21 protein-coding genes are annotated in these 23,352 nt (G+C 57.2%); 10 read left to right on the top strand and 11 right to left on the bottom strand.

Annotated features, from left to right (window positions below; all coding sequences use genetic code 11):
- Nucleotide 1: 1 nt before the first annotated feature.
- From GGR91_RS11275 to rplU, 5 genes are all read right to left on the bottom strand, one after another.
- A complete protein-coding gene (locus GGR91_RS11275; RefSeq protein WP_246337196.1) occupies nt 2–634 on the bottom strand; it encodes a TetR/AcrR family transcriptional regulator in 633 nt (210 codons plus the stop codon).
- A gap of 286 nt (nt 635–920) precedes the next feature.
- Nucleotides 921–1,955: a mannose-1-phosphate guanylyltransferase/mannose-6-phosphate isomerase gene (locus GGR91_RS11270; RefSeq protein WP_183942322.1), complete on the bottom strand. Its 1,035-nt coding sequence runs from the start codon at nt 1,953–1,955 to the stop codon at nt 921–923.
- Nucleotides 1,956–2,223: 268 nt separating this feature from the next.
- Entirely contained in the window at nt 2,224–2,817 is a 594-nt protein-coding gene (locus tag GGR91_RS11265; protein ID WP_246337195.1) for a GNAT family N-acetyltransferase, read from the bottom strand.
- Nucleotides 2,818–3,014: 197 nt separating this feature from the next.
- Entirely contained in the window at nt 3,015–3,284 is a 270-nt protein-coding gene (gene rpmA, locus GGR91_RS11260; protein WP_183942321.1) for a 50S ribosomal protein L27, read from the bottom strand.
- Nucleotides 3,285–3,315: 31 nt separating this feature from the next.
- Nucleotides 3,316–3,711: a 50S ribosomal protein L21 gene (rplU, locus tag GGR91_RS11255; RefSeq protein WP_183942320.1), complete on the bottom strand. Its 396-nt coding sequence runs from the start codon at nt 3,709–3,711 to the stop codon at nt 3,316–3,318.
- Nucleotides 3,712–3,917: 206 nt separating this feature from the next.
- Between rplU and GGR91_RS11250 the strand changes: the two genes are divergently transcribed.
- The 3 genes from GGR91_RS11250 (at nt 3,918) to GGR91_RS11240 (ending at nt 9,129) form a co-directional block, all read left to right on the top strand.
- Entirely contained in the window at nt 3,918–4,424 is a 507-nt protein-coding gene (locus GGR91_RS11250; protein WP_183942319.1) for a hypothetical protein, read from the top strand.
- 47 nt (nt 4,425–4,471) lie between these two features.
- Complete coding sequence (gene ppc, locus GGR91_RS11245; protein WP_246337194.1) at nt 4,472–7,177, top strand: phosphoenolpyruvate carboxylase; 2,706 nt, start codon at nt 4,472–4,474, stop codon at nt 7,175–7,177.
- Nucleotides 7,178–7,296: 119 nt separating this feature from the next.
- Nucleotides 7,297–9,129 (top strand): DUF885 domain-containing protein, encoded by a 1,833-nt coding sequence (locus GGR91_RS11240; protein ID WP_183942318.1) that lies wholly within the window; start codon nt 7,297–7,299, stop codon nt 9,127–9,129.
- 19 nt (nt 9,130–9,148) lie between these two features.
- On the opposite strand, the gene GGR91_RS11235 is transcribed toward GGR91_RS11240, so the two are convergent.
- The 6 genes from GGR91_RS11235 to GGR91_RS11210 form a co-directional block, all read right to left on the bottom strand.
- Nucleotides 9,149–9,946 (bottom strand): hypothetical protein, encoded by a 798-nt coding sequence (locus GGR91_RS11235; RefSeq protein WP_183942317.1) that lies wholly within the window; start codon nt 9,944–9,946, stop codon nt 9,149–9,151.
- Nucleotides 9,947–10,021: 75 nt separating this feature from the next.
- Nucleotides 10,022–11,389 carry a cytochrome P450 gene (locus GGR91_RS11230; RefSeq protein ID WP_183942316.1) on the bottom strand — a complete coding sequence of 456 codons (1,368 nt, stop codon included), beginning with the start codon at nt 11,387–11,389 and terminating at the stop codon, nt 10,022–10,024.
- A gap of 117 nt (nt 11,390–11,506) precedes the next feature.
- Nucleotides 11,507–12,529 carry a UDP-glucose 4-epimerase GalE gene (gene galE / locus GGR91_RS11225; protein ID WP_183942315.1) on the bottom strand — a complete coding sequence of 341 codons (1,023 nt, stop codon included), beginning with the start codon at nt 12,527–12,529 and terminating at the stop codon, nt 11,507–11,509.
- Nucleotides 12,530–12,533: 4 nt separating this feature from the next.
- Nucleotides 12,534–13,415: a UTP--glucose-1-phosphate uridylyltransferase GalU gene (galU, locus tag GGR91_RS11220; RefSeq protein ID WP_183942314.1), complete on the bottom strand. Its 882-nt coding sequence runs from the start codon at nt 13,413–13,415 to the stop codon at nt 12,534–12,536.
- A 129-nt stretch (nt 13,416–13,544) separates the two neighbouring features.
- On the bottom strand, nt 13,545–14,510 hold the full coding sequence (locus GGR91_RS11215) for a M48 family metallopeptidase (protein WP_183942313.1): 966 nt from the start codon (nt 14,508–14,510) through the stop codon (nt 13,545–13,547).
- Between the two features lie 3 nt (nt 14,511–14,513).
- Nucleotides 14,514–14,723, bottom strand: coding sequence for a hypothetical protein (locus GGR91_RS11210; protein ID WP_183942312.1), 210 nt, complete (start codon nt 14,721–14,723; stop codon nt 14,514–14,516).
- Between the two features lie 242 nt (nt 14,724–14,965).
- On the opposite strand from GGR91_RS11210, the gene GGR91_RS11205 reads away from it, so the two are divergent.
- The 7 genes from GGR91_RS11205 (at nt 14,966) to GGR91_RS11175 (ending at nt 23,324) form a co-directional block, all read left to right on the top strand.
- Nucleotides 14,966–15,196, top strand: a complete 231-nt coding sequence (locus GGR91_RS11205; RefSeq protein ID WP_183942311.1) for a hypothetical protein — start codon at nt 14,966–14,968, stop codon at nt 15,194–15,196.
- A gap of 105 nt (nt 15,197–15,301) precedes the next feature.
- Entirely contained in the window at nt 15,302–16,657 is a 1,356-nt protein-coding gene (locus tag GGR91_RS11200) for an O-antigen ligase family protein (protein ID WP_183942310.1), read from the top strand.
- Nucleotides 16,658–16,665: 8 nt separating this feature from the next.
- Nucleotides 16,666–17,388 (top strand): polysaccharide biosynthesis/export family protein, encoded by a 723-nt coding sequence (locus GGR91_RS11195; RefSeq protein WP_183942309.1) that lies wholly within the window; start codon nt 16,666–16,668, stop codon nt 17,386–17,388.
- A gap of 20 nt (nt 17,389–17,408) precedes the next feature.
- Nucleotides 17,409–19,613: a GumC family protein gene (locus GGR91_RS11190; RefSeq protein ID WP_246337193.1), complete on the top strand. Its 2,205-nt coding sequence runs from the start codon at nt 17,409–17,411 to the stop codon at nt 19,611–19,613.
- Complete coding sequence (locus GGR91_RS11185) at nt 19,614–20,828, top strand: hypothetical protein (RefSeq protein WP_183942308.1); 1,215 nt, start codon at nt 19,614–19,616, stop codon at nt 20,826–20,828.
- A gap of 139 nt (nt 20,829–20,967) precedes the next feature.
- A complete protein-coding gene (locus GGR91_RS11180) occupies nt 20,968–22,005 on the top strand; it encodes a glycosyltransferase family 4 protein (RefSeq protein WP_183942307.1) in 1,038 nt (345 codons plus the stop codon).
- Complete coding sequence (locus GGR91_RS11175) at nt 22,005–23,324, top strand: UDP-glucose dehydrogenase family protein (protein WP_183942306.1); 1,320 nt, start codon at nt 22,005–22,007, stop codon at nt 23,322–23,324. The genes GGR91_RS11180 and GGR91_RS11175 overlap by 1 nt, the downstream gene beginning before the upstream one ends.
- Nucleotides 23,325–23,352 lie beyond the last annotated feature (28 nt).

Here is a 23,352-nt window from a genome sequence, read left to right as displayed (position 1 = left end):
ATTAGCTTTTAATCTGGGACTGCCACTCGTCGAAAGAAGCCGCCAATTTGCGGCCGGCAATTTGCCGCCCCGTCTCGCGCGGTAGGCCAAGCGAGGCCGACATTGGCCCGCCCAACAATGCGTCGCCCAACGCCATCAGCACCATCTCAAGCGTGAGTTCATGCAGCGAGGTGTCGTCCTGTCCATCCTCGCCGATTTCATCGACCAGTCTATGGATCGCCTCGATAATCGGGTCGAGCGCATCTTCATTGCCCGACAGCAGCATCCACGACGCAAGCGCGCCCGCACCCTCGCGATCGAACTGGTCAAAAATCAAGTCAGCCAGCTCGTGCGGTGTCACCGCTCCGCCACGCATTTGCACCACCGCTGCGCCGATTTTGCTGCAGATTTTGTCACCCATATAGGCAGCAAGTTCGCGCTGCAGCCCAGAGGCTGAGCCGAAATGATGCAGCAAATTGGCGTGCGTGCGGCCAATGCGTCCCGCGACTGCCTTAAGCGTAACGGCCTGCGGACCAGATTCAAGCAACAGGTCGCGCGCGGCCTCAAGCGCCGCCGAGCGGCTGGCCTCGGGGCTTAACCGGCGCGGCATGCCGGGATCATTCAGTTGTACAATTTTTGAAGCGTGCGTGGTCATAGATGCCTGTGTGTCAGTTTGATTAAGGACGTTAGGCCAATTGTGATGCTTGTCCAATAGCATTGAATGCGTTGGCGGCGCCATCGCGGGTGCATTTTCGGGCAACGGGCGGGCGATGCCTTCCAGCGCGTTAACTTCCTGCATGAACTATAATTTTAGGCGTCCCATATATTTCGCCTCCGCGCACAACCCTCCGCACACCTCGCAACCATCAGCGCCGAGCGCGCAGGGTTCCAGGCAGCCATTAAGGCACGACGACTGTGCGAAGCAGAGCAGGCTAATGCCGTCAGTCCTTTGCGAAATCCCGAACTTTCTGGCTCGTCCCGCGTGGCAGGATCATTATCTCACTGCCATTTGCGATGACGAGCAAATCGTCGACGCCGTGCACCGAAACGCGAATGCCGTTGGCGTGGACGAGGTTCCCACGGCTGGCGTCCATGCGGACGGCACCCGATGATACATTTCCGTCTGCATCTTTGTTGCCGATTTCATACAATGCATCCCAGCTACCGACGTCCGACCAGCCCATACCCACTGGCGCGACCGCGACCTTGGGCGCCTTTTCCATAATCGCATAATCGATGCTGTCCGCCGGACAGGCGGCAAAGCTTTCATGGTCGGGGCGTAATTGATTACCGCTTCGCTCGGCTTTGGACATCGCGAGGCGCGCGGCCGAACCCATCTCCGGCGCATATTCTGCGATGGCACCCAAATAGGTGTCGGCACGAAACAGAAATATGCCGCCATTCCAAACATGGTCGCCGCTGTCGATCATAGCCGCGGCGCTGGCGGCGTCCGGCTTTTCGACAAAGCGTTTCACTTCATGGACGCCACCTTCAATCTGGGGTCCCATTTGGATATAGCCATATCCTGTCTCCGGACCCGTAGGATTGATACCGTACGTCGCCATCCATCCGTCTTGTACTTTGGGTAAAAGGGCGTCCGTCGCCGCGTGAAACGCAGCCTCGTCCTTAATGACATGGTCGCTGGGCATCACCAGCATGACGTTGTCGGGTGCATCTCCTGCGAGAGCCGCCAACGCAATTGCGGGGGCAGTGTTTCGCGCGCACGGTTCAAGTAAAATGATGGCGTCGGTAACGCCGATTTCAGCCAGCTGCTCGCTAACGATCTCAGCATGCGCGGCATTAGCTACGATCAGGGGAGCCGCAAAATGCTGCCTGTCCATCACGCGCAAGACGGTCAGTTGGAACATTGTGCGCGAACCCGTCAATGCCAGAAATTGTTTAGGCATTTGCGGTGTGGACATTGGCCACAGCCGTGTTCCACCGCCACCCGATAAAATCACAGGAGTTATGGTCACACGCTATCTTTCTTCAGTGAATCTACACATCGCCACGATGTCGCCGAAGTTATGCGATCGGTCAAATACAAAACCCATTTCTATTCGGTCAATTGCACGCGCGATATGGAATGATGATCCACTTATGTGCGAGCTATTATTATAGCCCGGCTATGCGGGCACAAGCTTCCCCAAACCAAAGCACAACAACTAAAACGGCCGAAGTTAGAACTTCTGTGATACGCGAAGGCGAACCTTGTCGGTTATCGAGACTAAGTCTAAATTCCGCTCACGCCGCCTGCAGGCTATCCATATATTCGCGCATACCGAGTGGGCGCGTGCATCGCATATCCGCGTCGTCACTGGTCGTCGCATCGAGCGACCGTTCGTACAGCGCGCATGTTGTGGCAATGCCACGGCCATTGCTGTGGCGTACCGCGGTCTTGCCGGTGCTTTGAAAGCCAAGCTTGCGCAAGACATTGCCCGACGCGGGGTTGTCCGTGAAGTGGCTCGCGACCAATTTCCTGTGGCCGATGGTTTTGGCTATCTCAACGACGGCACGGCTGGCTTCGGTGGCGAAGCCCAATCCCCAATATGGCCTGCCGATCCAGTAGCCCAGTTCGGCGTCATTATTTAAGTTACCAATGCCACACGCGCCGATTAGGCGCGGCGCGCCATTGGTACGCAGCATCATCAAAAAGAGAGGGAATTGCGCGTCATGCTCTTGCGTTGCGGAACGCACAGCATCCTCCGCCGTGTAAGGCCACGGCGCGCGCGCGAGATTGCGGACAATGCCCTCATCGGCGATGGCCTGATGAAGATCGCCCGCATCTTCGGGCCAGCTGGGCCGCAATAACAATCTTTCGGTTCTCGCGAACATCATTTCTCTCCGGTTCTGTGCCGCCCCTTGCATGACAAAGCGACAGCCATGTTACAGTTCCTCCGCAGGAGGCTGAGAACAGGGAGAATGAGACAAAAAGAAAGGGAGATCGGATGACCCGTCTCCCTGTTCAAAGGTGGAAACCACCTGCTGTGATTTCCGGGTCATCCGTCTGGACAACCCGGTATCGATTGTCCTGTTTATTCGGCCGCCGCGGCTGCCATGTCGACCGACACATATTTGCGGCCAAGTTTGCCGGCGTGGAAACGCACACGGCCCGCGACGAGCGCGAACAGGGTGTGGTCTTTGCCAAGGCCAACGCCTGCGCCAGGATATACCTTGGTGCCGCGCTGACGGATGATAATGTTGCCACCGATGACGCTTTCGCCACCGAATTTCTTAACGCCAAGGCGGCGGCCTGCTGAATCGCGACCGTTGCGTGACGAACCACCTGCTTTTTTATGTGCCATGGTCTAAACTCCTAAGTCAGAGCGTTGCCGCTCAAGCTTCCTTTGAAGCTGCAGCCTTTTTAGGCGCAGCGGCTTTCTTTGGCGCGGCTTCAGCCTTTTCGGCCTTCGGCGCAGCGGCCTTCTTCTCTTCCTTGCCGACGGCGAGGATGCGCAGCAGTGTCAAAGACTGACGATGGCCCTGCTTACGACGATAATTGTGGCGACGACGCTTTTTGAAAACGATCACCTTTTCGCCGCGCTCTTGCGCAATGATTTCGGCAGAAACGGTCAGGCCGTTTACGTCCTGCACTGTGTCGCCGTCACCGGCCAACAGAACGTCACCAAGCGAGATCTTGTCACCCGCTTCACCAGACAGTTTTTCAACTGCGATTTTGTCTCCGGCGGCTACGCGATACTGCTTGCCGCCTGTGCGCACGATTGCGAACATGGTTATAACTCATCCGTTTCTACAGCTTAGCGCCCTTTTGAAGCGCGGTTGCTCAAACGCGTTACTCCAAAAGACGAATCTTGGGAGGTCACGCAAGAAGGGGCGCAGCTAGTCCAAGGATTTCATCCTGTCAACGCCTTTTGCCCGCAAGTAAGCGTGATTGCGCGGCCCTTGCATGGGCGTAGCCGCAGGTTTAGACACCGCACATGTCGATTATCAAGCCAATGCTTCGTCTGACCCCCCTCATTCTGCTCGCATCATGCGGCAGTATAGAGGGGCAGTTTCCCTCGCTTGAGCGGCGCTCGTACGAGAATGTTGGTGCCATAGACGCGGCCGTGACACCGCCAGCAGCGCCGGTTTCCCTGCCCGTGGAGCTCAAGGCGCAGGTCGATGCGTTGCTTGCGCGGCACAAGATCGCGCACGCCGCCTATCTCGGACGCCTTGACGCTGTCCGCGCCGTGGCCGCACGTGCGGCGGGAAGCGCCCCCGGCAGCGAAGGCTGGGTCAATGCGCATGTTGTATTGTCGCGGCTCGATAAAATACGTGATGATTCGGTCGCGGCAGTTCGCGCGTTCGATGGTTTGATTGCGGATGCCAATGCGGGTGATTCGGGGCTGGTCGCGCTGCTGACCGATGCGCAAAAACCGGTGCTAGATGATGTCGCCGCGCAAAATGATGAAATCCGCCGACTTTCCCGCCTGATCGGGGAATAGCTATTCCCTGCCCAGCGTAGGCGCATTTGCTTGCCTATGCGCGGCCCATGTGCACAACTTGGGCAATGGACGGTCAGCACACACACACCATTTCGCAAAATCCGGATATCCGGTTCCTCGGCAAGATGCTGGGGGACGTCATTCGCGCCTATGGCGGAGAAAAATTATTCCGGCAGACCGAATATATACGCTCGACGAGCGTTGATCGTTTTCGCAAAGTTGAAGGTGCCGAGGCGAGCGACAGCGGCCTTGGGGCGCTAAGCCTTGATGACACCCTGAACTTCGTCCGCGGGTTCATGCTGTTTTCGCTTCTGGCCAATCTGGCGGAGGATCGGCAAGGCCTTGCGCATGAGGACGGCGCGACGGTTGCCGAAGCTTGCGCGCGGCTTATGGCGGAAGGCGTCGCCCTAACCGACATCCGCGAGATGCTTGGCCACAGCCTGATCGTGCCCGTGCTGACCGCACATCCCACCGAAGTGCGGCGCAAGAGCATCATTGACCACAAAAACCGGATCGCAAAGCTGATGGAGTTGCGTGATCAGGGGCAGACGATGACTGAAGATGGCGATGACCTAGACGCGGCCATCTACCGTCAGATTGCGCTTCTGTGGCAAACGCGGCCCCTGCGCCGCGAAAAGCTGTTTGTGGCCGACGAGATCGAAAATGCCCGTGCGACGATGCAGGATGTCTTTCTAACCGCGCTGCCAAAGCTTTACGCTGGCTGGGAAAAGGCGCTCGGCGGTCGTCCGCCGGGTTTTGTGCGCCTTGGTACCTGGATTGGTGGCGACCGTGATGGCAATCCCTTCGTCGATGCGGACACCCTGCGTTACGCCACGGCGCGCAATGGCGGTACGGCCATTCGGCATTATCTTGAGCTGATCCATAAACTGGGCGCGGAAATTTCGATCTCATCACTGATGAGCGACACGCCCGAGCCGGTGCTGGCATTGGCTGAGAAAAGTGGCGACACTGCCCCAAGCCGCGCGGATGAGCCCTATAGGCGGGCGCTGTCGGGCATATACGCGCGTCTGGCGGCGACACATGTCAAATTGGTTGGCGATCAACCGCCGCGCCCCTCGAGCCTTTCAGGGCAGCCCTATGACGGCCCTGACGAACTGCGCAGGGACCTTGTCACTGTCGCGTCGGGCCTCGCCAGCGACGGCGATGGCGCGCTGTCGAGCGGGGGCGCACTGGCGCGGCTCATCCGCTCGGTGGAGATATTTGGCTTCCATCTGGCGACGCTTGATTTGCGGCAGAATAGCGATGTGCATGAACGCGTCGTCGCCGAGCTGTTTCGCGTTGCCCGCGTGACGCCGGATTATCTTGCGCTGGATGAAAGTGCGCGGGTCGCACTGCTCGTTTCTGAATTAACGCATAATCGCCCGCTGGCCGGCGAGTGGACGCACTATAGCGCGGAGACGGCGAAGGAACTCGCGATCGTACGTGCAGCCGCGAAGGCCCAGGCCGATTTCGGTGACGCGGCCATCACGACCTATAATATCAGCAAGACGACCAGCGTGTCCGACATGCTCGAAGTCTATGTGATGCTGAAGCAGGCGGGGCTGTACCGCATCGACGGCGATGGAAAACCAAGCGCGACCATCATGTCCGTGCCCTTGTTTGAAACCATCGCCGACCTTCAGGCTGCGCCCGAAACCATGCGCGCCTTTTTCCAAATTCCCATGATGCAGGCGCTGGCCAAGGCGCGCGGGCATCAGGAAGTGATGATTGGCTATTCCGATTCGAACAAAGACGGCGGTTACCTGACATCCACGTGGGAACTATATGAGGCATCGAGCGCATTGGCGGACGTGTTCGCCGACGCGGGCGTCGCGATGCAGCTGTTCCATGGGCGCGGCGGCGCGGTGGGCAGGGGCGGCGGTTCAGCCTTTGGGGCAATCCTCGCGCAGCCGCAGGGTACCGTGCAGGGCCGCATCCGCATTACCGAACAGGGCGAAGTCATCGCCGCCAAATATGGCACGGTCGACAATGCCGTCACCAGTTTGGAAACCATGGCGTCCGCCGCGATGCTCGCCACGCTGTCGAGCGACCCGATTGCGGGCGCGGATGTCGCGCGTTTCAAGGCAGCGATGGCTGAACTCTCGGCCAGCGCCTTCCGCCATTATCGCGGCTTGGTGTACGACACCGAAGGCTTCCGCACATTTTTCCGCCAAATGACGCCCATTAACGAAATCGCGACGCTCAAAATCGGATCGCGGCCCTCAAGCCGCACGGCATCCGATGCGATTGAAGATTTACGCGCCATCCCGTGGGTGTTCTCCTGGGCGCAGGCGCGCGTCATGCTGCCCGGCTGGTACGGCACAGGGCAGGCATTGGCCGATTTTGCGGACAAAGGTCTGTTGCGTGCAATGGCCGGTGAGTGGTCATACTTCCAGACCATCCTCGCCAATATGGAAATGGTCTTGGCCAAGTCCGACATGGGCATCGCAGCGCATTATGCTGGCTTGGTCGAGGATCAGGCGCTCGCGCAGGATCTGTTTGGCCGCATCAAGGGTGGCTGGCACGCGTCACGCGACAGCCTGCTGGATGCTACCGGGCAGAACCACTTGTTGGAAGCCAACCCGGCACTGAACAATTCAATCCGCCTGCGCCTGCCCTATATTGAGCCGCTGAACCTGCTCCAAATCGAACTGATGAAACGCCACCGCGCGGGTGAAGCCGACGAACGGATTGGCGAGGGCATTCAGCTGACGATCAACGCCATCGCGACCGCGTTGCGCAATAGCGGTTAGGCAACCGGTAGATCGCTTCGACCAAAACCACTGCCCGTTCGACAAGCTGTAAAATCGCCGCTTCCCCTGCCGCATCTGCCTGATATGACGTTGCCATAAATAATATCAGGAGAGTTTCGATGCGCATAACCCAAACCGCCCTCTCTGCCGTTGCTGTGGCGCTGGTCTATATGGCCACACCGGCGATTGCGCAGACTGCAGCCGCGGCACCTGTTGCCTCCGCCGAGGTTGACCAGAACGCCGCGATCATGGCGTTTTTCGAAGAACATGATGCGCAGCAGCTTGCGCGATCGCCGCTCGGCAAATCCTATCGCGGCATCAAGGACAGCGACTATGGGAAATGGGACGACGGTTCCGACGCAGCCGAAGCCCGCAATTATGAAGCCGAACGTTCGGCATTGAAAGAAATGCGCGCGCGCTTTGATCCCGCCAAGCTGTCACTAGAAAACAAGCTCTCGTACCGCCTGTTTGAAAAGCGCGCAGCGCGCAGCGAGGGCGCGTATAAATATAACGACTATGGCTATGTCTTCGATCAGATGAACGGCGCGCAGAGCCAGATCCCTGCCTTTCTCATCAACATCCACCGCATCGATACCAAGTCCGACGCGCGCGCCTATGTGAACCGGCTCTACGGCATTGGCCCCGCAATGACGGAGGCTGTAAGCCAAGCCAAAACGCGCGCCGCAAAGGGCATCATGCCACCCAAGTGGGTCTATCCCTATGTCATTGCCGATTCGCGCAACGTCATCACCGGGGCACCCTTTGACGGCGGTCCTGACGCGCCATTATTCGCCGATTTCAAGGCGAAGGTCGGCAAGCTGAAGATCACGCAGATCGAAAAGGATATCTTGATTGCAGACGCGGCGCAGGCGCTCACCAAAGCTGTGAAGCCCGCCTATGAGGCGCTGATTGCTGAAATGACGGTGCAGGAGAAAGTCGCCGGCACCGACGACGGCGTCTGGCGCTTCCCCGATGGCGCGGGCTATTATGCCGAGCGGCTGGCCAACTACACCACGACCAACATGACGCCTGACCAGATCCATGAATTGGGTCTCGCGCAGGTTGCGCGCATCCACAAGGAAATGGGCGTCGTCCAAAAGAAGATGGGCGTGAAGGGCGACCTTCAGGCTTTCTTCAAATATATGCGCACGGAGCCCAAATTCTACGCGCCCGAAACCGAAGAGGGCCGTGCGCTCTATTTGTCCGAAACGCAAAAGGCGCAGGACGCTGTCACACCATTATTACCCAAATGGTTTGGGACACTGCCCAAGGCTCCGTTGGTTGTGAAGCCCGTGGAAGCATTCCGGGAGAAATCGGCAGGTAAGGCGTTTTACCAGCGCCCTGCGCCCGATGGCTCGCGCCCCGGCACCTATTACGCCAACCTCTATAAGATGGCCGACATGCCGCTGACCGAGGTCGAAGCATTATTCTACCACGAGGGTATCCCCGGCCACCATTTGCAGCTGGCGATCCAGACGGAGCTGAAAGACGTGCCAGCCTTCCGCCAATTTGGCGGGGTGACGGCTTATTCCGAGGGCTGGGGCCTCTATTCTGAAAAGCTCGCCAAGGACATGGGGCTCTACACCGATCCGGCGCGCGATTTCGGCCGGCTGCAATTGGAACTGCACCGCGCCATCCGGCTCGTCGTCGACAGCGGCCTGCACCACAAGCGCTGGACGCGCGAGCAGGCGATCAAATATGTCGAAGATAACTCTGCAGACGCCCCCGGCGGTATCGTGAAAGCCATCGAGCGTTATATCATCTACCCCGGTCAGGCGACGGCGTATATGGTCGGTAGCCTGAAGATCAGCGAGCTGCGCGACAAGGCGCAAAGGGCACTTGGCAAGAAATTCGACGTACGCGGTTTCCACGACACGGTGCTGAAGTCAGGCCCCGTCCCGTTGGATATACTTGAAGAACAAGTCGATGCTTGGATTGCCTCGCGCAAGTAAGAAAACGAGAGGACAGCGCCTAGTCTGACGGCGCTGTCCCTTCGTCAATTGCCCGCACACCGAAATCGAAATGGATCCGCACCCAGACGCCCAGTTGCGGTTTATTGTCGATACGCGGGGGTTTGACGAGGAACTGCCACGCGGCGAGGCGAATCGCTTTGGCGAGGCCGGTGCCGCGCGGTGTTTCAGCGATAATCTGGCAGTTTTCGACGCGGTTACGCTCCGCCATGCGGCAGGCGATGTCGGCCGATGCGCCGGGGGGGATCCGCTTGATAGCCGCGAGATAGGGCGCGAGTTCGCTGTCATAGGGTTCGCGTAGCCACGCCACGGGGTACAGCTGCGCGCCGCCGGGCCCGAGGCCCGGGCCCATCATGCCCTTGGTCCCCTGTCCGTTTCCTTTACCCTCGCCCGATCCGCTGCCGCCGCTGGCCGGAAATTTGGACAGGTCCATTGCGTCAAATTCAGACTTGCTCAATTTGATATAGTCCGGGCTGGGCGGCGGGACCTTCACGGGATTTACCGGCGATAATAATGGCATCGGGAGTGGCGGCGTGATGGTCTGTTGCTGCTCTTTGGTCACCGGTGTCTTGGTTTCGTTCTTTTCTGCCGATGATGCTGCGTCCGCCTCAGCCTCCAGCGAAAATGTATTTAGAACGCGCGTCCCCGCCGCTGGCCCACCAGACCGCATGCTGAGGCTGAGTATCGCGAGAATGATGATCGCTTCGAGCAAGAGCGCGATGACCACACCAAGGCCCCGTCGCCGGACCAAATCCCACCGCGGTTCAGTGGTCCAATCTGTCTGTTCTGAATAGGCCATGCGCGCAGGGCGACCTTTACGGCATCAGGCAGAGCTTGCAATGCGTGAATTGAACGGTGCGTGGCGTATCGCAGACTACAGCGGAACGAAGCGGACCTTCAATCCATCCTTTGGCTTCGGGATTGGCCACGCCTGCCAATCGGGCGCATAGCCGTCAGCAATCTCGACGCGAACCGAGGTTAGCAGGTGATGCGTGAACAGCTTCATCTGCATATAGGCGAAATGCAGGCCCAGGCACATATGCGCGCCGCCCCCAAAAGGCACCCACGCATATTTATGCCGCGTCTTCACCTTATCGGGCGTAAAGCGCATCGGGTCGAAGGTTTCGGGGTTCTCCCAATATTCGGGCATCATGTGGACATAAGACGGGCTGATGCTGACCGATGTGCCCTTGGGAATGTGATAGCCCATAAATTCGAAGTCTTTGAGCGCGCGGCGCGGAATGGACGGCACCGGCGAAATCATCCGCAGCGCTTCTTTAAATGTATATTCGGTAAGCTCGAACTTATCGAGATCGGCAAAAGCGATGTCTGCACCGGCGGGCGCGATGGCGAGGCACTCCTCGCGCAGTTTTTGCTGCCATTCCGGGTGCTTGGCGAGATACCAGATCATCGACGTAACCGACGAAGTGATGGTGTCATGTGCCGCCATCATCAGGAAGTTCATGTGGTCGATCAATTCGCCGTCCGACATATATTCGCCGTCTTCGCGCTTTGACCGGCAAAACTGGCTGAACATATCCTGCCGGTTTTCATTGCGGCGGCGCTCGGCAATTTGCGGGCCGAAATAGTCGATGAGATATTTGCGGCCAGCGACGCCTTTGCCCATCGCGGTAAAGGGAATGGGCGCGCGGATTGGCGCGACCGAGGCCTGCACCATGTCGACAAAGGCCTTGTTAATCTTGTCCGCCTCTGGCCCCAGCGGAATGCCTAAGAAACTGCTCGCCGCGACATCAAGCGTCAGTTGCTTGATCGCCGGATAGAAGAGCATGTCACCGCGCCAATCCTTCAACTGCTCGGCAAAAATGCGGTTCATGTCTTGGGTGTAGGCACGCATTGGCCCTGGCTTAAACGCGATGCCCAGCGCGCGGCGGTCCATGCGGTGGTGGTCAAAATCCATCAGCATCAGGCCGCGGGGGAAGAGCAAGTTCAGTACTGGGCCCCAGCCCTGCTCAGACGAGAAAAGCTTTTCCCGGTCGAACAGCATCAATTCATTCGCCTCGGCGCCAACCAAGGAAATCGTCGGATTGCCAAAGGCGTTGGTGCGGAAAACCTTGCCATAGGTTTTGACCATGCGCGCGCCATAAGCCGGCGGATCGCGCAGCACGCGGAATGTCGTGCCGACAATAGGCAGGCCGTTTTCGCCAGGAATATGCGCAAGCTCGTCAATCTTTTTGCGCGGCACCCAATGCGGGTTCGCAGCTTCGCTATGGGCAAGGGCCATGGGCTTCATTCCTGTTTAATTGCGCGATTAATGTTTACTGCCATGGATGTCAGTATGGCGCAAGTGGGGACGTTTGCGCGCAACTGCCCCGATGCGAAGCCAAGGATTGCGTCGAATTTACGCCGCGTCTCCTCCATAGCCCTCGGGGTTGCGAGACTGCCAATTCCAACTCGACTGGCAGATGTCGTCAAGCGTGTGGCGCGACGCCCAGCCAAGCGTGTCGCGCGCCTTATCGACGCACGCAACACTGGTGGCTATGTCGCCCGCGCGTCGCACTGAGACTTGGTAGGGGACTGTGCGGCCCGACGCCCTCTCAAAGGCGTCCACGATTTGCAGGACGGAATATGCCGAGCCGGTGCCGATGTTGAATGCCTCACAGCCCTGACGCCTCGACGCGTAGTGAATTGCCGCGAGGTGGGCGCGGGCGAGGTCGACAACATGAATATAGTCGCGCTCGCCAGTCCCGTCGGCCGTCGCATAGTCATTCCCAAACACGCTGAGGTGAGACCTGCGTCCGACTGCCACTTGAGCGACAAAGGGCATTAAGTTATTGGGCGTCCCGCGCGGATCCTCGCCGATATCGCCCGAGGCGTGGGCGCCGACAGGGTTGAAGTACCGCAGCAATGCCGCAGAGTTTTGAGGTTTTGAGCGGCACCAGTCCCGGATGATCTCCTCGACCATAAGCTTTGTGCGGCCATAGGGGTTGGTGGGGGCCAGCGGGTGCTGTTCGTCGTAGGGAAGATACTGCGGCTCGCCGTAGACCGTGGCAGACGACGAGAACACAATTCTCGTGCATCCCGCCTCATCCATGGCAGCGAGCAGGCGCAGCGAGCCCACCACGTTATTGTCGTAATAGTCGATTGGGATCTCACTTGATTCGCCCACCGCCTTCAGGCCAGCAAAATGTATGACGGCGTCGGGCTGAAAGTCGGCAAGTGCCTGCGCCAGCGTGTCTTGGTCTCGAATGTCGATCTCACACTGCCTAAAGTCGGCATTGGCGAGGCGGCGAACCCGGTCCAGCGCCACGGGCGAGCTGTTACGATAATTGTCGCTCACGCAAACTTCGTGGCCGTCGCGTAGGAGCTCCAGCACTGTGTGCGTGCCGATATAGCCGGCGCCGCCAGTCACAAAAACTTTCAATTGCCTAACTCCGATGCAGGGCGCGCTCAATTACGGCGCGAGCGTCACTTGCCATATCTTCCCGCGCGAGTGCAACCGACACGCACGCCTCAAGGAAGCCAATTTTATCCCCGCAATCATAGCGGTCACCTTCGAATGTGACCGCGTGGAAGGCCTGACGACCAATCATCTGCGCCATCGCATCGGTCAGCTGAATTTCGCCGCCCAATCCTTTCCCCTGATGCTCCAAGACGCGCATCACCTCTGGTTGGAGGATGTAGCGGCCCGAAATGATTAGGTTGGAGGGGGCGTCTTCTGCCTTGGGCTTTTCAACCAGTCCTTTGACTTCGGTAATGTTCCCATGCGAAGCGCCCGGGGCGATCACGCCATAACTCGACACTTTGTCCTGCGGCACCTCCAGCACCGAAATGATGTTGCCACCCACATTCTCATAGGCGTCAACCATCTGCTTCATGCAGCCGGGCGAACCGACCATGAATTCATCCGGCAATAATATAGCAAAAGGTTCATCGCCAATAATGTCGCGTGCGCACCAAATGGCATGGCCCAGACCTAGCGGCTCTTGCTGGCGAACATAGGCGCAATTACCGGGCGCAAGCCGTGTCGGCTCAAGCACCGACAAATCCTTGCCCCGGTCGCTCATCGTGCGTTCCAGCTCAAACGCGATATCGAAATGATCCTCAATCGCGCTTTTGCCGCGCCCAGTGACGAATATCATCTGTTCAATACCCGCCTCGCGCGCCTCATCTACTGCATATTGGATGAGCGGACGATCCACGACGGGCAGCATTTCCTTGGGTATGGCCTTGGTCGCTGGCAGGAAACGCGTGCCAAGCCCGGCAACCGGAAATACCGCCTTTCTGATTTTTTGAGTTTTAAGTGGCAAGGTTGGGTTCCAGGAAATATTTAGTTGAACTACGATTAAGCCGTTTGGGCTTATTTGTAAGTTATCTTAGCCCGCTAAAGAATTGCTGCGCCTCTTTCTAGACTAAACATTTTACTCATCTTTTAACGGTTAAGGTCTTTTAGCGTCTAACTCGCCCACAACGGTCCGCGCATTTTCGCGGCGCGTTGGCGTCGTGGGGTGTGACGTCGCCAAAAATGAGGCGAGTGGGGAGTTGGAATTTAGCCGTGCCCAAAAGTCCGGGGCGATTTTGTAATTGTAGCCGGCGCTTGCCACCATGATTATCCCCATTCGGTCTGCGTCCAGCTCCATTTGGCGCTGGGCCTTGCCCGAAAGGCCGAGGCTCGTCGCGAGGCCCGAAAGTGCAGATTTTTCACTGAGCCTCTTGGGGTGATCAAGGAGATTGTGGGCCATCTCGTGCGCAATGACGAGTGCGAGTTCGTCGTCACCTTCGACCCAGTCGACGAGGCGCCCTGAAATCTGTGCGACGAGGCCATTTGCATTTGCGTTGATTGCGTTGCCGGGCGCCAGCTCCACGCGGGAGCGGCACACATTTTGGGGCGTCACACTGACTTCGAGCCTCTGGCCTTCGCGTTCGACCGACAGTATAGCCGCACTACGTTCGGGCAGGGCCTCCAGCGCCGCCATGGCGGCCGCCACCGCGTCATAGCTCGCGGCGCTTTTCTGACCCCGACTTTTGTCGGCAAGGTCTACGCCCTTGACCGCCCGCACTGTGTCGTTTGGCTTCAGGCCTGCGGCGAACGCCGGCGAGCCCTCGGCGACTGCGAGGATTGACGGGTATGTGTCGTCTAACCCGAATGCCGCCTGGGCTGCCGTGCGATAGGCGGGCTCATATTGGCTGACATGTTGCAGGCTGACGCCGATTGACGCCCAAAGCTTGGGGCAGCTGTCCGCATTGCGTGAGGCGATGCGCCAGGCGATGTCTGCCACACGCTTGTCGTCTCTCTGAAGTGCCAGCAGGCTGGCCTGCATGTTGTCACTAATTTTGGCGTAGCCGTTTATGCTATCGGCGGGCGTCGAGAGTGCGACGAGGATGCCTAGCGCCCAAAGTCGCATATCCTAGGCGCGTCGGTCGTCGAGGGCCCAGTTGCGCTTGGAGATGCGCACCATTGGCTTGCGGCAGCTGCGGCAGCGCGACGTATATTGGTCGCCAGTCTTACGGATGTGGCTGCTGCTGCGCTTGTGCTTGCCGCGCGGGCAGCGGAACATTCGGCCGTACAGGCTGTCCAGGATCCGCAAAAATCCATGCTTGTCGTCTTCAAAGTCCAACTCTTACTTCCAATTCGTTAGATGGTGGCTGTGCCGCGATGCATAAAAATCCATAGTTAAAAAAACTCGTTAGTTTGGTTTGAGCTGATTTCAAAGCCCCTCTAAAATAGAGCAAAGAGGTCGCATATTTACCGCTATAAGAAAGTAAAAATGCCCAAAGCCGTTGACATTCGTGTCGAATCACTTCTATAAAGGGGAAAGGTGATGGGTAAAAGCACACATCTCCCAATTGGAGTTTTTTTATGAAGAAGATCATTTCTGCGCTTGCCGTAGTTGCTCTGATGGCCCCTTCGGTTGCTTCGGCTGCCACTGCTGCTGGTTCGCTTTCGGTTAAGTCGGCTGCAGTTCAGCCAGTTCGTGCTGCTGCAAAGCCAGGCAAGACTAAGGCTGCGTCGGGTACGCTCGTTGCTGTCCTCGCTGCTGCTGCGGTTGTGGGTGGTATCGTTATCGCCTCTGGCGGCGACAGCAAGTAATTTCAGCCTAACCGCTGAGAGGAAAAAGGGGCGTTTATCGCCCCTTTTTTTATCATCTTTTTGATTGTCCCCGCTGGGTAGGCGTTCTAACGTTAGGCGATGCAGTTGTCTGATACAAAAGCCGCGCGGGCGCGGCGCTCCCTAGACATTCCCTTTATATTTTTTTCGGGCTTCATGCTGGCCGTCTTCTTCGCGGGCGGCAGTAGCTGGTCCGACGAGCCGCATCTCATCCTCCTGCGTCCACTCGCCTTCGTCGTGACGGCGATTGGCCTCTGGTCTCTCCGGCTTCAACATATTCGACAGTTTTGGGCGGTCTGGCTGATATTTGGTCTAACCGTATTGCTGACGGCAGCACACTTGGTACCGCTTCCCTACGACGTGTGGAGTAACTTGCCTGGGCGGCAGGTCATTGTGGACATCGACAAGGCCGTCGGCCTCGGCCAAATTTCTCGACCCCTGTCGATGTCGCCGGACGAGACGATGAATGCATTACTGTCGCTGTCGGTTCCATTTGCGGTGCTGGTCTTGGCCTCCCAGTTTGATGGCCTGCGGCAGAGGCGCGCCTTAGGCGTCGTCCTGCTGCTCTCATTCACGAGTGCCGCCGTCGGGCTATTGCAGGCGACGGACGCAGACATTGCCCTCTATTCACGCCAGGCGTCGCAAGACGTCGCGGGCCTGTTTGTGAACCGAAACCATCAGGCTGCGCTTCTGGCACTCATTTTTCCGATGGCGGCGGTCGCGATCAGTGCCGGCGTCGGGATGGGATTGCCGCGCAAGATCGAGGCGTTTGCGGGTGCCTCTATGTGCCTAGTGGTTGTGCCGCTCGTGCTGGTCACCGGGTCGCGGACGGGCCTGCTGGTGGCCGGCGTCGCACTCGTCCTCGTATTTGCATTTGGGCTCCTCCCCCTAAAGCGGGTCGCGATTAGGCCTTGGGTGCGCTACTCTGTGGCACTTGCGAGTGTCGGGGCACTGGTGTGCGCTACGATTTGGGCGTCGCGCGACGTCGCATTTATGCGCCTCGAAGATCAGACGGAAGATTTGCGCTGGCCCGTCTGGCAGAGCATCGTAGACATGTTGTCACACTATCTCCCATGGGGGACGGGCGTGGGGAGTTATGTTGAGGCGTATAAGGTTTTGGAGCCGGATAACTTGCTGCGGCCCACTTTTTCTAATCACGCGCATAATGAGGTTTTGGAAATTTTGTTCACAGCCGGCATCCCTGGCGCTGCGCTACTGCTCTTGGCATTAGCCTTTCTTGCCGGGGCGGTCTGGCGGGGCGTGCGCGCCTCGGGCGACGCTGCTTTATTTAAACGCCTGGGTATTTTAGTGATAATTCTTCTCGCAATTGCAAGTATATCTGACTATCCGGTGCGTACTCCGATTTTGTCGGCTGTATTTGTCTTGGCGGCCATTTGGGCCTCGGCATCCAAAAGTTTGTTTCACAAGTCTGATCATCAATAAGGTTCGGCATGCAGATCTTAAAGTCTCTCGGTATTGGCCTCGCTCTCCTTGTACTTTCCGTCCACGCCTCGGCGGCGGATGATGAGCCGCGTGCGGGCCTTCAAATGGTCAGTGCCGATGAATTGCCGGCGCCCAGCTTGGCTGACTTGCAGGCCTCTGAGCGCCCCTATCGTGTGGGGCCATTTGACAAGCTGACTATCGACGTGTTCGGCAGCGCGGAATTGAGCGACAAGGAAGTCCAAGTTGACGCCAGCGGCCGCATAACCTTCCCCCTTGTTGGCACGGTCGAAGTCGCTGGTAAGACGCCTGGAGAGGTGAGCGTCGCCCTGCAAGATTTGTTCCGCGGCCGATTCATTAAGAACCCCCAAGTCACAGTGAATCTCAAGGAAATTGTGAGCCAGACGGTCACCATTGGCGGAGAGGTGAAGAAGCCTGGCGTGTATCCCATTGTCGGCAAGATGACGCTCATGACGGCAATTGCGTCGGCCGAGGGCTGGACTGACATTTCGTCTCGGGGATCAGTCGCGGTCTTCCGGACCGTTGGCGGGAAAGACTATGCCGCCCTCTACAATGTCAAGGCAATTCAAAAGGGGAATTACCCCGACCCTGAAATTTACGCGAGTGACGTTGTAATGGTTGGAGATTCCCAGGGCCGCAAAATCTGGAAAGATTTCTTGGCTGCGTCTCCACTGCTGGCGCCGGTAATCTACCTACTCAACAGCAATAATTAAGATTTAAATTGGGCTCCTACATGAATGAAGTCGTAAATGCGTCCGCCAACATGATTGAGCAGCAGGCTGCTCAAAATTCGCGAGGGCTGCTTCCGCCGATCCTGCTGCAATATTGGCACACGGCGCTGCGCTGGCGCTGGCTGGTGACGGGTATCATTGCGGGCACATTGGTGATTGGCGTTGTCGCAACGCTCCTCATGGCGCCACTCTACACGGCCAAGGTGCAGGTCCAGATTGACCGCCAGCAAAAGCAGGTCACCAAAGTTGAGGGCTTGGATGCCCAGACTTCGTCGCAGGATGTGGAGTTTTATGCGACGCAATACGCCCTGCTTAAGACACGGCCCCTCGCTGAGCGGGTCGCCTCCGAGCTTGGCCTATACAAGAGTGGCGCCTTTCTTGAGGCGCACGGTCTCGACGCTGATATCATTACGAAGAAGGTGCCGGGCAAGTCTGAGGCCCAATTGAGAGGCGGACACAAGCGCCTTGTGGTCGGGTTGCTACTGCAGAATATTGCTATTTCGCCTATTCGTGGATCTAAACTCGTCGACGCGTCCTATACCAGCAGAAGCCCAGAACTTTCTGCAGCCATTGCGAATAAGTGGGCCTCGTCCTTTATTGCGCTCAGCATGGATCGCCAGTTTGCGTCGACTGCGGACGCCCGTAAATTTTTGGAGGAGCGGCTGACCTCTCTTCAGGACAAGGTTGGCCAGAGTGAGCGTGCCGTCATCCTCTATGGCTCAAATGCGGATATCGTTAACCTAGATCAAATACGCGATGGCGACGGCCGGACACTCGGTAACCGCACGCTTGTTGGCGCAAGCCTCGAGCAATTGTCGCAAGCGCTCAACGCGGCAACTGCCGCACGTATCGAAGCGCAGGCAAGGGCTGGCGGTGGCGGCGACACGACTGCAGAGGCGACTTCAAGCGCGACGCTTGCCGGCTTGCGCCAACAGCGTGCATCCGCCGCGGCCGAGTATGCAAAGCTTAGTGTCCAGTTTGAGCCGGAGTTCCCTGCCGTCAAGCAATATGCTGAGCAAATTCGCTCCATCGACGCCGCGATTGCGCGCGAGACTTCGCGCATAAGTGCGGCACGCACGCGTGAGTATCGAGAGGCCCAGAAGCGCGAAAGCGAACTCAAGGCAAAGGTCGACCAGCTGAAGGGCGACATGGACCGGCAAAACAGGGCCAATATTCAGTATAACATATACCAGCGAGAGGCGGACACGAACCGCCAGCTCTATGACGCCCTTTTGCAGCGCTACAAGGAAATTGGTGTCGCGGGATCAGTCGGCGTAAATAACATTGCAATTGTTGAACCGGCAATTGTTCCCGACAGACCATCGTCGCCTAAGATGCCAATCAATTTAGCGATTGCTTTGCTCCTCGGCATCGGCCTGGCTGCCGCGACCGTCTTTGCCCTTGAGCAAATCGACGAGGGCATCCGTGAGCCATCGCAGGTGGAGCCGCTTCTGGGCGTCCCACTCCTCGGGATGACGCCTGCCGTCGCGGACGGAAATCTGTACGAGGAATTGCGAGACCCCAAGTCACACATCTTCGACGCCTATTTCTCTATCCGCTCAAGTCTCGCATTTGCGACCAACCACGGCCTACCCAGGTCCTTTGCGGTTGTGAGTACGCGGCCGGCGGAAGGAAAGTCGTCGACGTCCTTGGCGCTCGCACAGATCATTGGCCGGACTGGGAAGCGTGTGCTCTTGGTCGACGCCGACTTACGCTCGCCGTCAATCCACGCGATGGTTGAGGGGTCGAACGAGGTGGGCTTCAGCAACTATCTGGCGGGCGAGAATGACTGGTCCCACATTGTGCAAGAGACAAGCCTCAAAAATGTGAGCATCATTGCAGCCGGTCCTGTCCCGCCAAGCGCGGCGGAGCTTTTGAGTGGCGACCGGCTCTCTCAATTTGTGAAAGAAGGCCTCGGTCAATTCGACCACATCTTAATTGACAGCCCGCCGGTTTTGGGCATGACGGATGCGCCGCTTATTTCTAAGTCAGTTGAGGGCGTAGTCTATGTCGTGCAGGCTGGAGGCGCCGCCGTTCGCGGCGTCAAGGCATCTATCCAGCGCATTCGCCAGGTGAATGGGCACATCTTTGGCATCGTCTTAACAAAGGTTGGCGGCGACGCGAAGGGCTACGGCTACGGCTACGGCTACGGCTACGGCTACGGCTACGGCCAGCGTTACGGTGAAGAAGATGAGGCGCGCGGCTAAATGGGGTCGGGGCTTCTGCTGAGCGCGAGCCGCCTTGCAGGCGCCGCCCTGCTGTTGGTTTGCGGAGCCTATTCCGGCCAGAATGCCGTAAAATCCTATTTGCGGGAAGCTGACCCAAAAGCTGCCTATTCAGCGGATCCGTCGGACGGCCTAGCCGCCGTAAATGCCTTTGCCTCGGAACTGAAAACAAACCCGCAGTTTATAATTTCAAGCCAAGACGCTGGTGCGGCGCGGGCATCTCTAGTCAACCGCCCATTAAATGCCAGCCTCCTGTCTTTCTATGGGCTTCGGGCGGCTTCTATTGGTCAATCCGGATTGGCAAATGCCCTCATGGCTTCTGCCGACACTGTTTCCCGCCGCGATGCGCTTAGCCAGTTGTGGATGATCGAACAGAAAAGCGGGGCAGATGACGTGAAGGGCGCGGTCAGTCACTATAATGCCCTTCTGTCTGTACACCCCGCAATGCAGGCGACCTTTCTGCCCGTACTTGTATCGGCAGTTGCCTATCCCGAAGTCAGGGCTGCGATACGACCCTATTTAACCCCAGCGACGAGGTGGAGCGCGCCTTTTTTGGATATGGCGTCACAGCGGGTTGAAGTTGACCAATATCGCGACCTAGTGGCGCCTATAGCGTCAAGGCTTAGCGGCGATGAATATGCCGTCAGTAATGCGCGCATCATCTACCGTATGCTCCAATCAGGTGTGGCGGGCGATGCGTGGAAATTATTCTCTCTTGTCGCGCTGAATGTTGACGTAGGCGCATTTCGTGCTTTCGCTCCTGGCGGCGTTAATCTCGATCCGAAGTGGCAGCCGCTGTCTTGGACCCTAGGCCAGTCAGACGATATTTCGGCCAGCGTCTCTGGTGACGGCACAATCGATGTGACGGTGGCGCCCACAGCGCGGGGCTTGATAGCGTCGCGGAACGTAGCCGTCATTTCATCTTCGACATATGTGTTGGGGCATAGATCGATTTATGAGCCAGGCTCTCCGCCCGCGTCACTTCGCTGGAGTGTTTACTGCGCAGCCCAGAATGGACCTCAGCTTATCGTAGATCGCTTCGTGCCCGCCACTGCAAACTCAAAGTTAGTGCAACTGTCGGTCGAGGTACCAGAAAACTGTAACCTAGTGCGAGTTGAGTTGAGTGCCCTTGGATCCGAAGGGCAGTTGAGTTCACCGTTAAAGATCACAGAATTAACGCTAACAAAAACGAATTGAATTTTGGATCGAATTTAATATAGAGCTCTTCCTTTATAAATATGTGAAATGCTTTCTATAAGAAAGCAGATATTTTTATGGTATATCGTAGTATTTTTCAATTTAGTGGTAGTCTCATATGTTGAGTGACGGAATGATAATGTATGTAGCGCTCGGCCTGGGGCTCTTATACTCCGCACTTATTGTTGTTTTTTGTAAAAATATTGCACTGCGCCTGGGTGTCGTTGATCATCCAGGATCCCAGGAGCATAAGTGCCACGCGGCACCGACGCCGCTTGTCGGCGGCCTTGTGGCACTTCCGCCGGTCATAGCCATCCTCCTGCTGCAGTTGTTCCAAGAGGGCATATCATCTACGCACGCTGCGCCTTACTTAGCGCTCGCATTTGCGACCCTTGCTTCTCTGATAGTGGGGTTTTTTGACGACCGGCGTCACATTCCTGCACTAGTTAGACTGATTATTTGCTCAGGCATTTTTGGCGCGGCCATTTCGATTAGGCCAGAGTTTGTTGTCTCTGCCCTCGACCTTCAGGGTGTTGGACTCAAGATTGAATTAGGCTTGCTCGCGATACCCTTCTCAGTTTTTTGCCTGCTGGCCTTTCAGAATGCGGTTAACATGGCTGACGGACGAAATGGTCTTGTCGCTGGGGTTGCGATTATATGGTTACTGGCACTCTTATCTTACGGATGGCATCCCTTAACGCTGGCTATTGTGTCTTTGGCCATTGGCCTGTTTATCGCTCTCGGCGCCAATTTGGGCGGCAGGCTTTTCCTCGGTGACGCGGGTACATATGGTATTGGCGCCTTTGTAGGGCTCGCGACAATATGGATTCACCAATCGAATATAGGCCTTCATACGATTGACGTGGTCACCATGTTTATGATCCCGGTGCTAGATATGGCTCGGTTATTTGTCCTTCGCATATTTCACGGTCGACATCCATTTTCTGCCGATCACAACCACCTTCACAACTACCTAGATCGCTCAATTGGTTGGACGTATGGACGAAAAATTTATTACGCTCTTGTTGCTTTCCCAATTATATTTTCAAGGCTTCAGTTGGCAGATCCATTAGTTGTGTTGCTTCTTGGTTTTGTTCTTTACTTGTTTACCATTGTAGCTGGACATAAAATGAATCGAGAAATCTCATCGGACACGGCCTCCAAAAGGGTATCGTAATGAAAATCGCAATGATCGGTTCGGGCTATGTTGGCCTTGTATCTGGCGCATGTTTTGCAGATTTCGGGCATGAAGTTGTCTGCGTCGACAAGGATGAGGGCAAGATATCGCGCCTGAACGCCAATATCATGCCGATTTACGAACCGGGCCTTGATGCTTTGGTTAAGACCAATGTCGATGCCGGGCGTTTGAGCTTTTCAACCGATGTCATGCAATCGGTCAAAGGGTGCGGTGCGATCTTCATCGCCGTTGGCACACCGTCACGCCGCGGCGATGGCCATGCGGACTTGAGCTATGTCTATGCCGCAGCCGAAGAGCTGGCGCGTGCAATTGATCCCGGCACGGTTGTTGTGACGAAGTCCACGGTTCCTGTGGGCACCGGCGACGAGGTTGAGCGCATCATTCGGCAAACCAGCCCTGACCTTGAATTTGCCGTTGTTTCAAACCCGGAATTCCTGCGCGAAGGCGCAGCCATTGGCGACTTCAAACGCCCCGACCGCATTGTTGTGGGCAGCGATGTCGAATGGGCCCGCGATGTCATGCGTGCGATTTACCGTCCCTTGTTCCTGAATGAATCGCCATTGCTGTTCACCAGCCGCCGTTCGTCGGAGCTGATCAAATATGCTGCAAACGCATTTCTCGCGACGAAGATCACTTTCATCAACGAAATGGCGGATTTGTGCGAGAAACTGGGTGCTGATGTGCAAGACGTCTCGCGCGGCATTGGCTTGGATAACCGCATTGGGCCAAAGTTCCTGCATGCGGGGCCGGGCTATGGCGGCAGCTGCTTTCCAAAAGACACGCTGGCGTTGCTCAAGACCGCACAGGACAATGAAACACCTGTTCGTGTGGTGGAAGCGGTCGTTCAGGCCAACGACCTTCGAAAGCGCGCCATGGGCCGCAAGATCATCAATGCCTTGGGCGGTGATGTGCGCGGCATGAAAATCGGTTTGCTTGGCCTGACGTTCAAACCCAATACCGACGATATGCGCGATGCCCCGTCGATTGCGATTGTCCAGACGCTATTGGATGCCGGTGCCATCGTGCACGCCCATGATCCCGAAGGCATGGAAGAAGCCGCAAAGATCTTGCCCGACGTGGTAATGGCCGACAGCGCGTACAGCGCAGCGCAAGACGCGCATGCCGTGGCGCTAATCACGGAGTGGGACGCCTATCGCGCGTTGGATCTCAAAAAGCTCCATGCCGCGATGGCGGGCGACGTTCTGGTCGACCTGCGCAACATCTATCGTCCGGAAGAAGCGCAGGCCGCAGGGTTCAATTATGTCAGCGTTGGGCGAAATGATACCAAGCTGGGTTGATCATTGACCGGATCCCTTCAAATTGGTC

Source organism: Sphingorhabdus rigui, from assembly GCF_014196595.1.
Lineage (GTDB): Bacteria > Pseudomonadota > Alphaproteobacteria > Sphingomonadales > Sphingomonadaceae > Sphingorhabdus_B > Sphingorhabdus_B rigui.
This window is presented reverse-complemented; position numbering and strand designations above follow the sequence as displayed.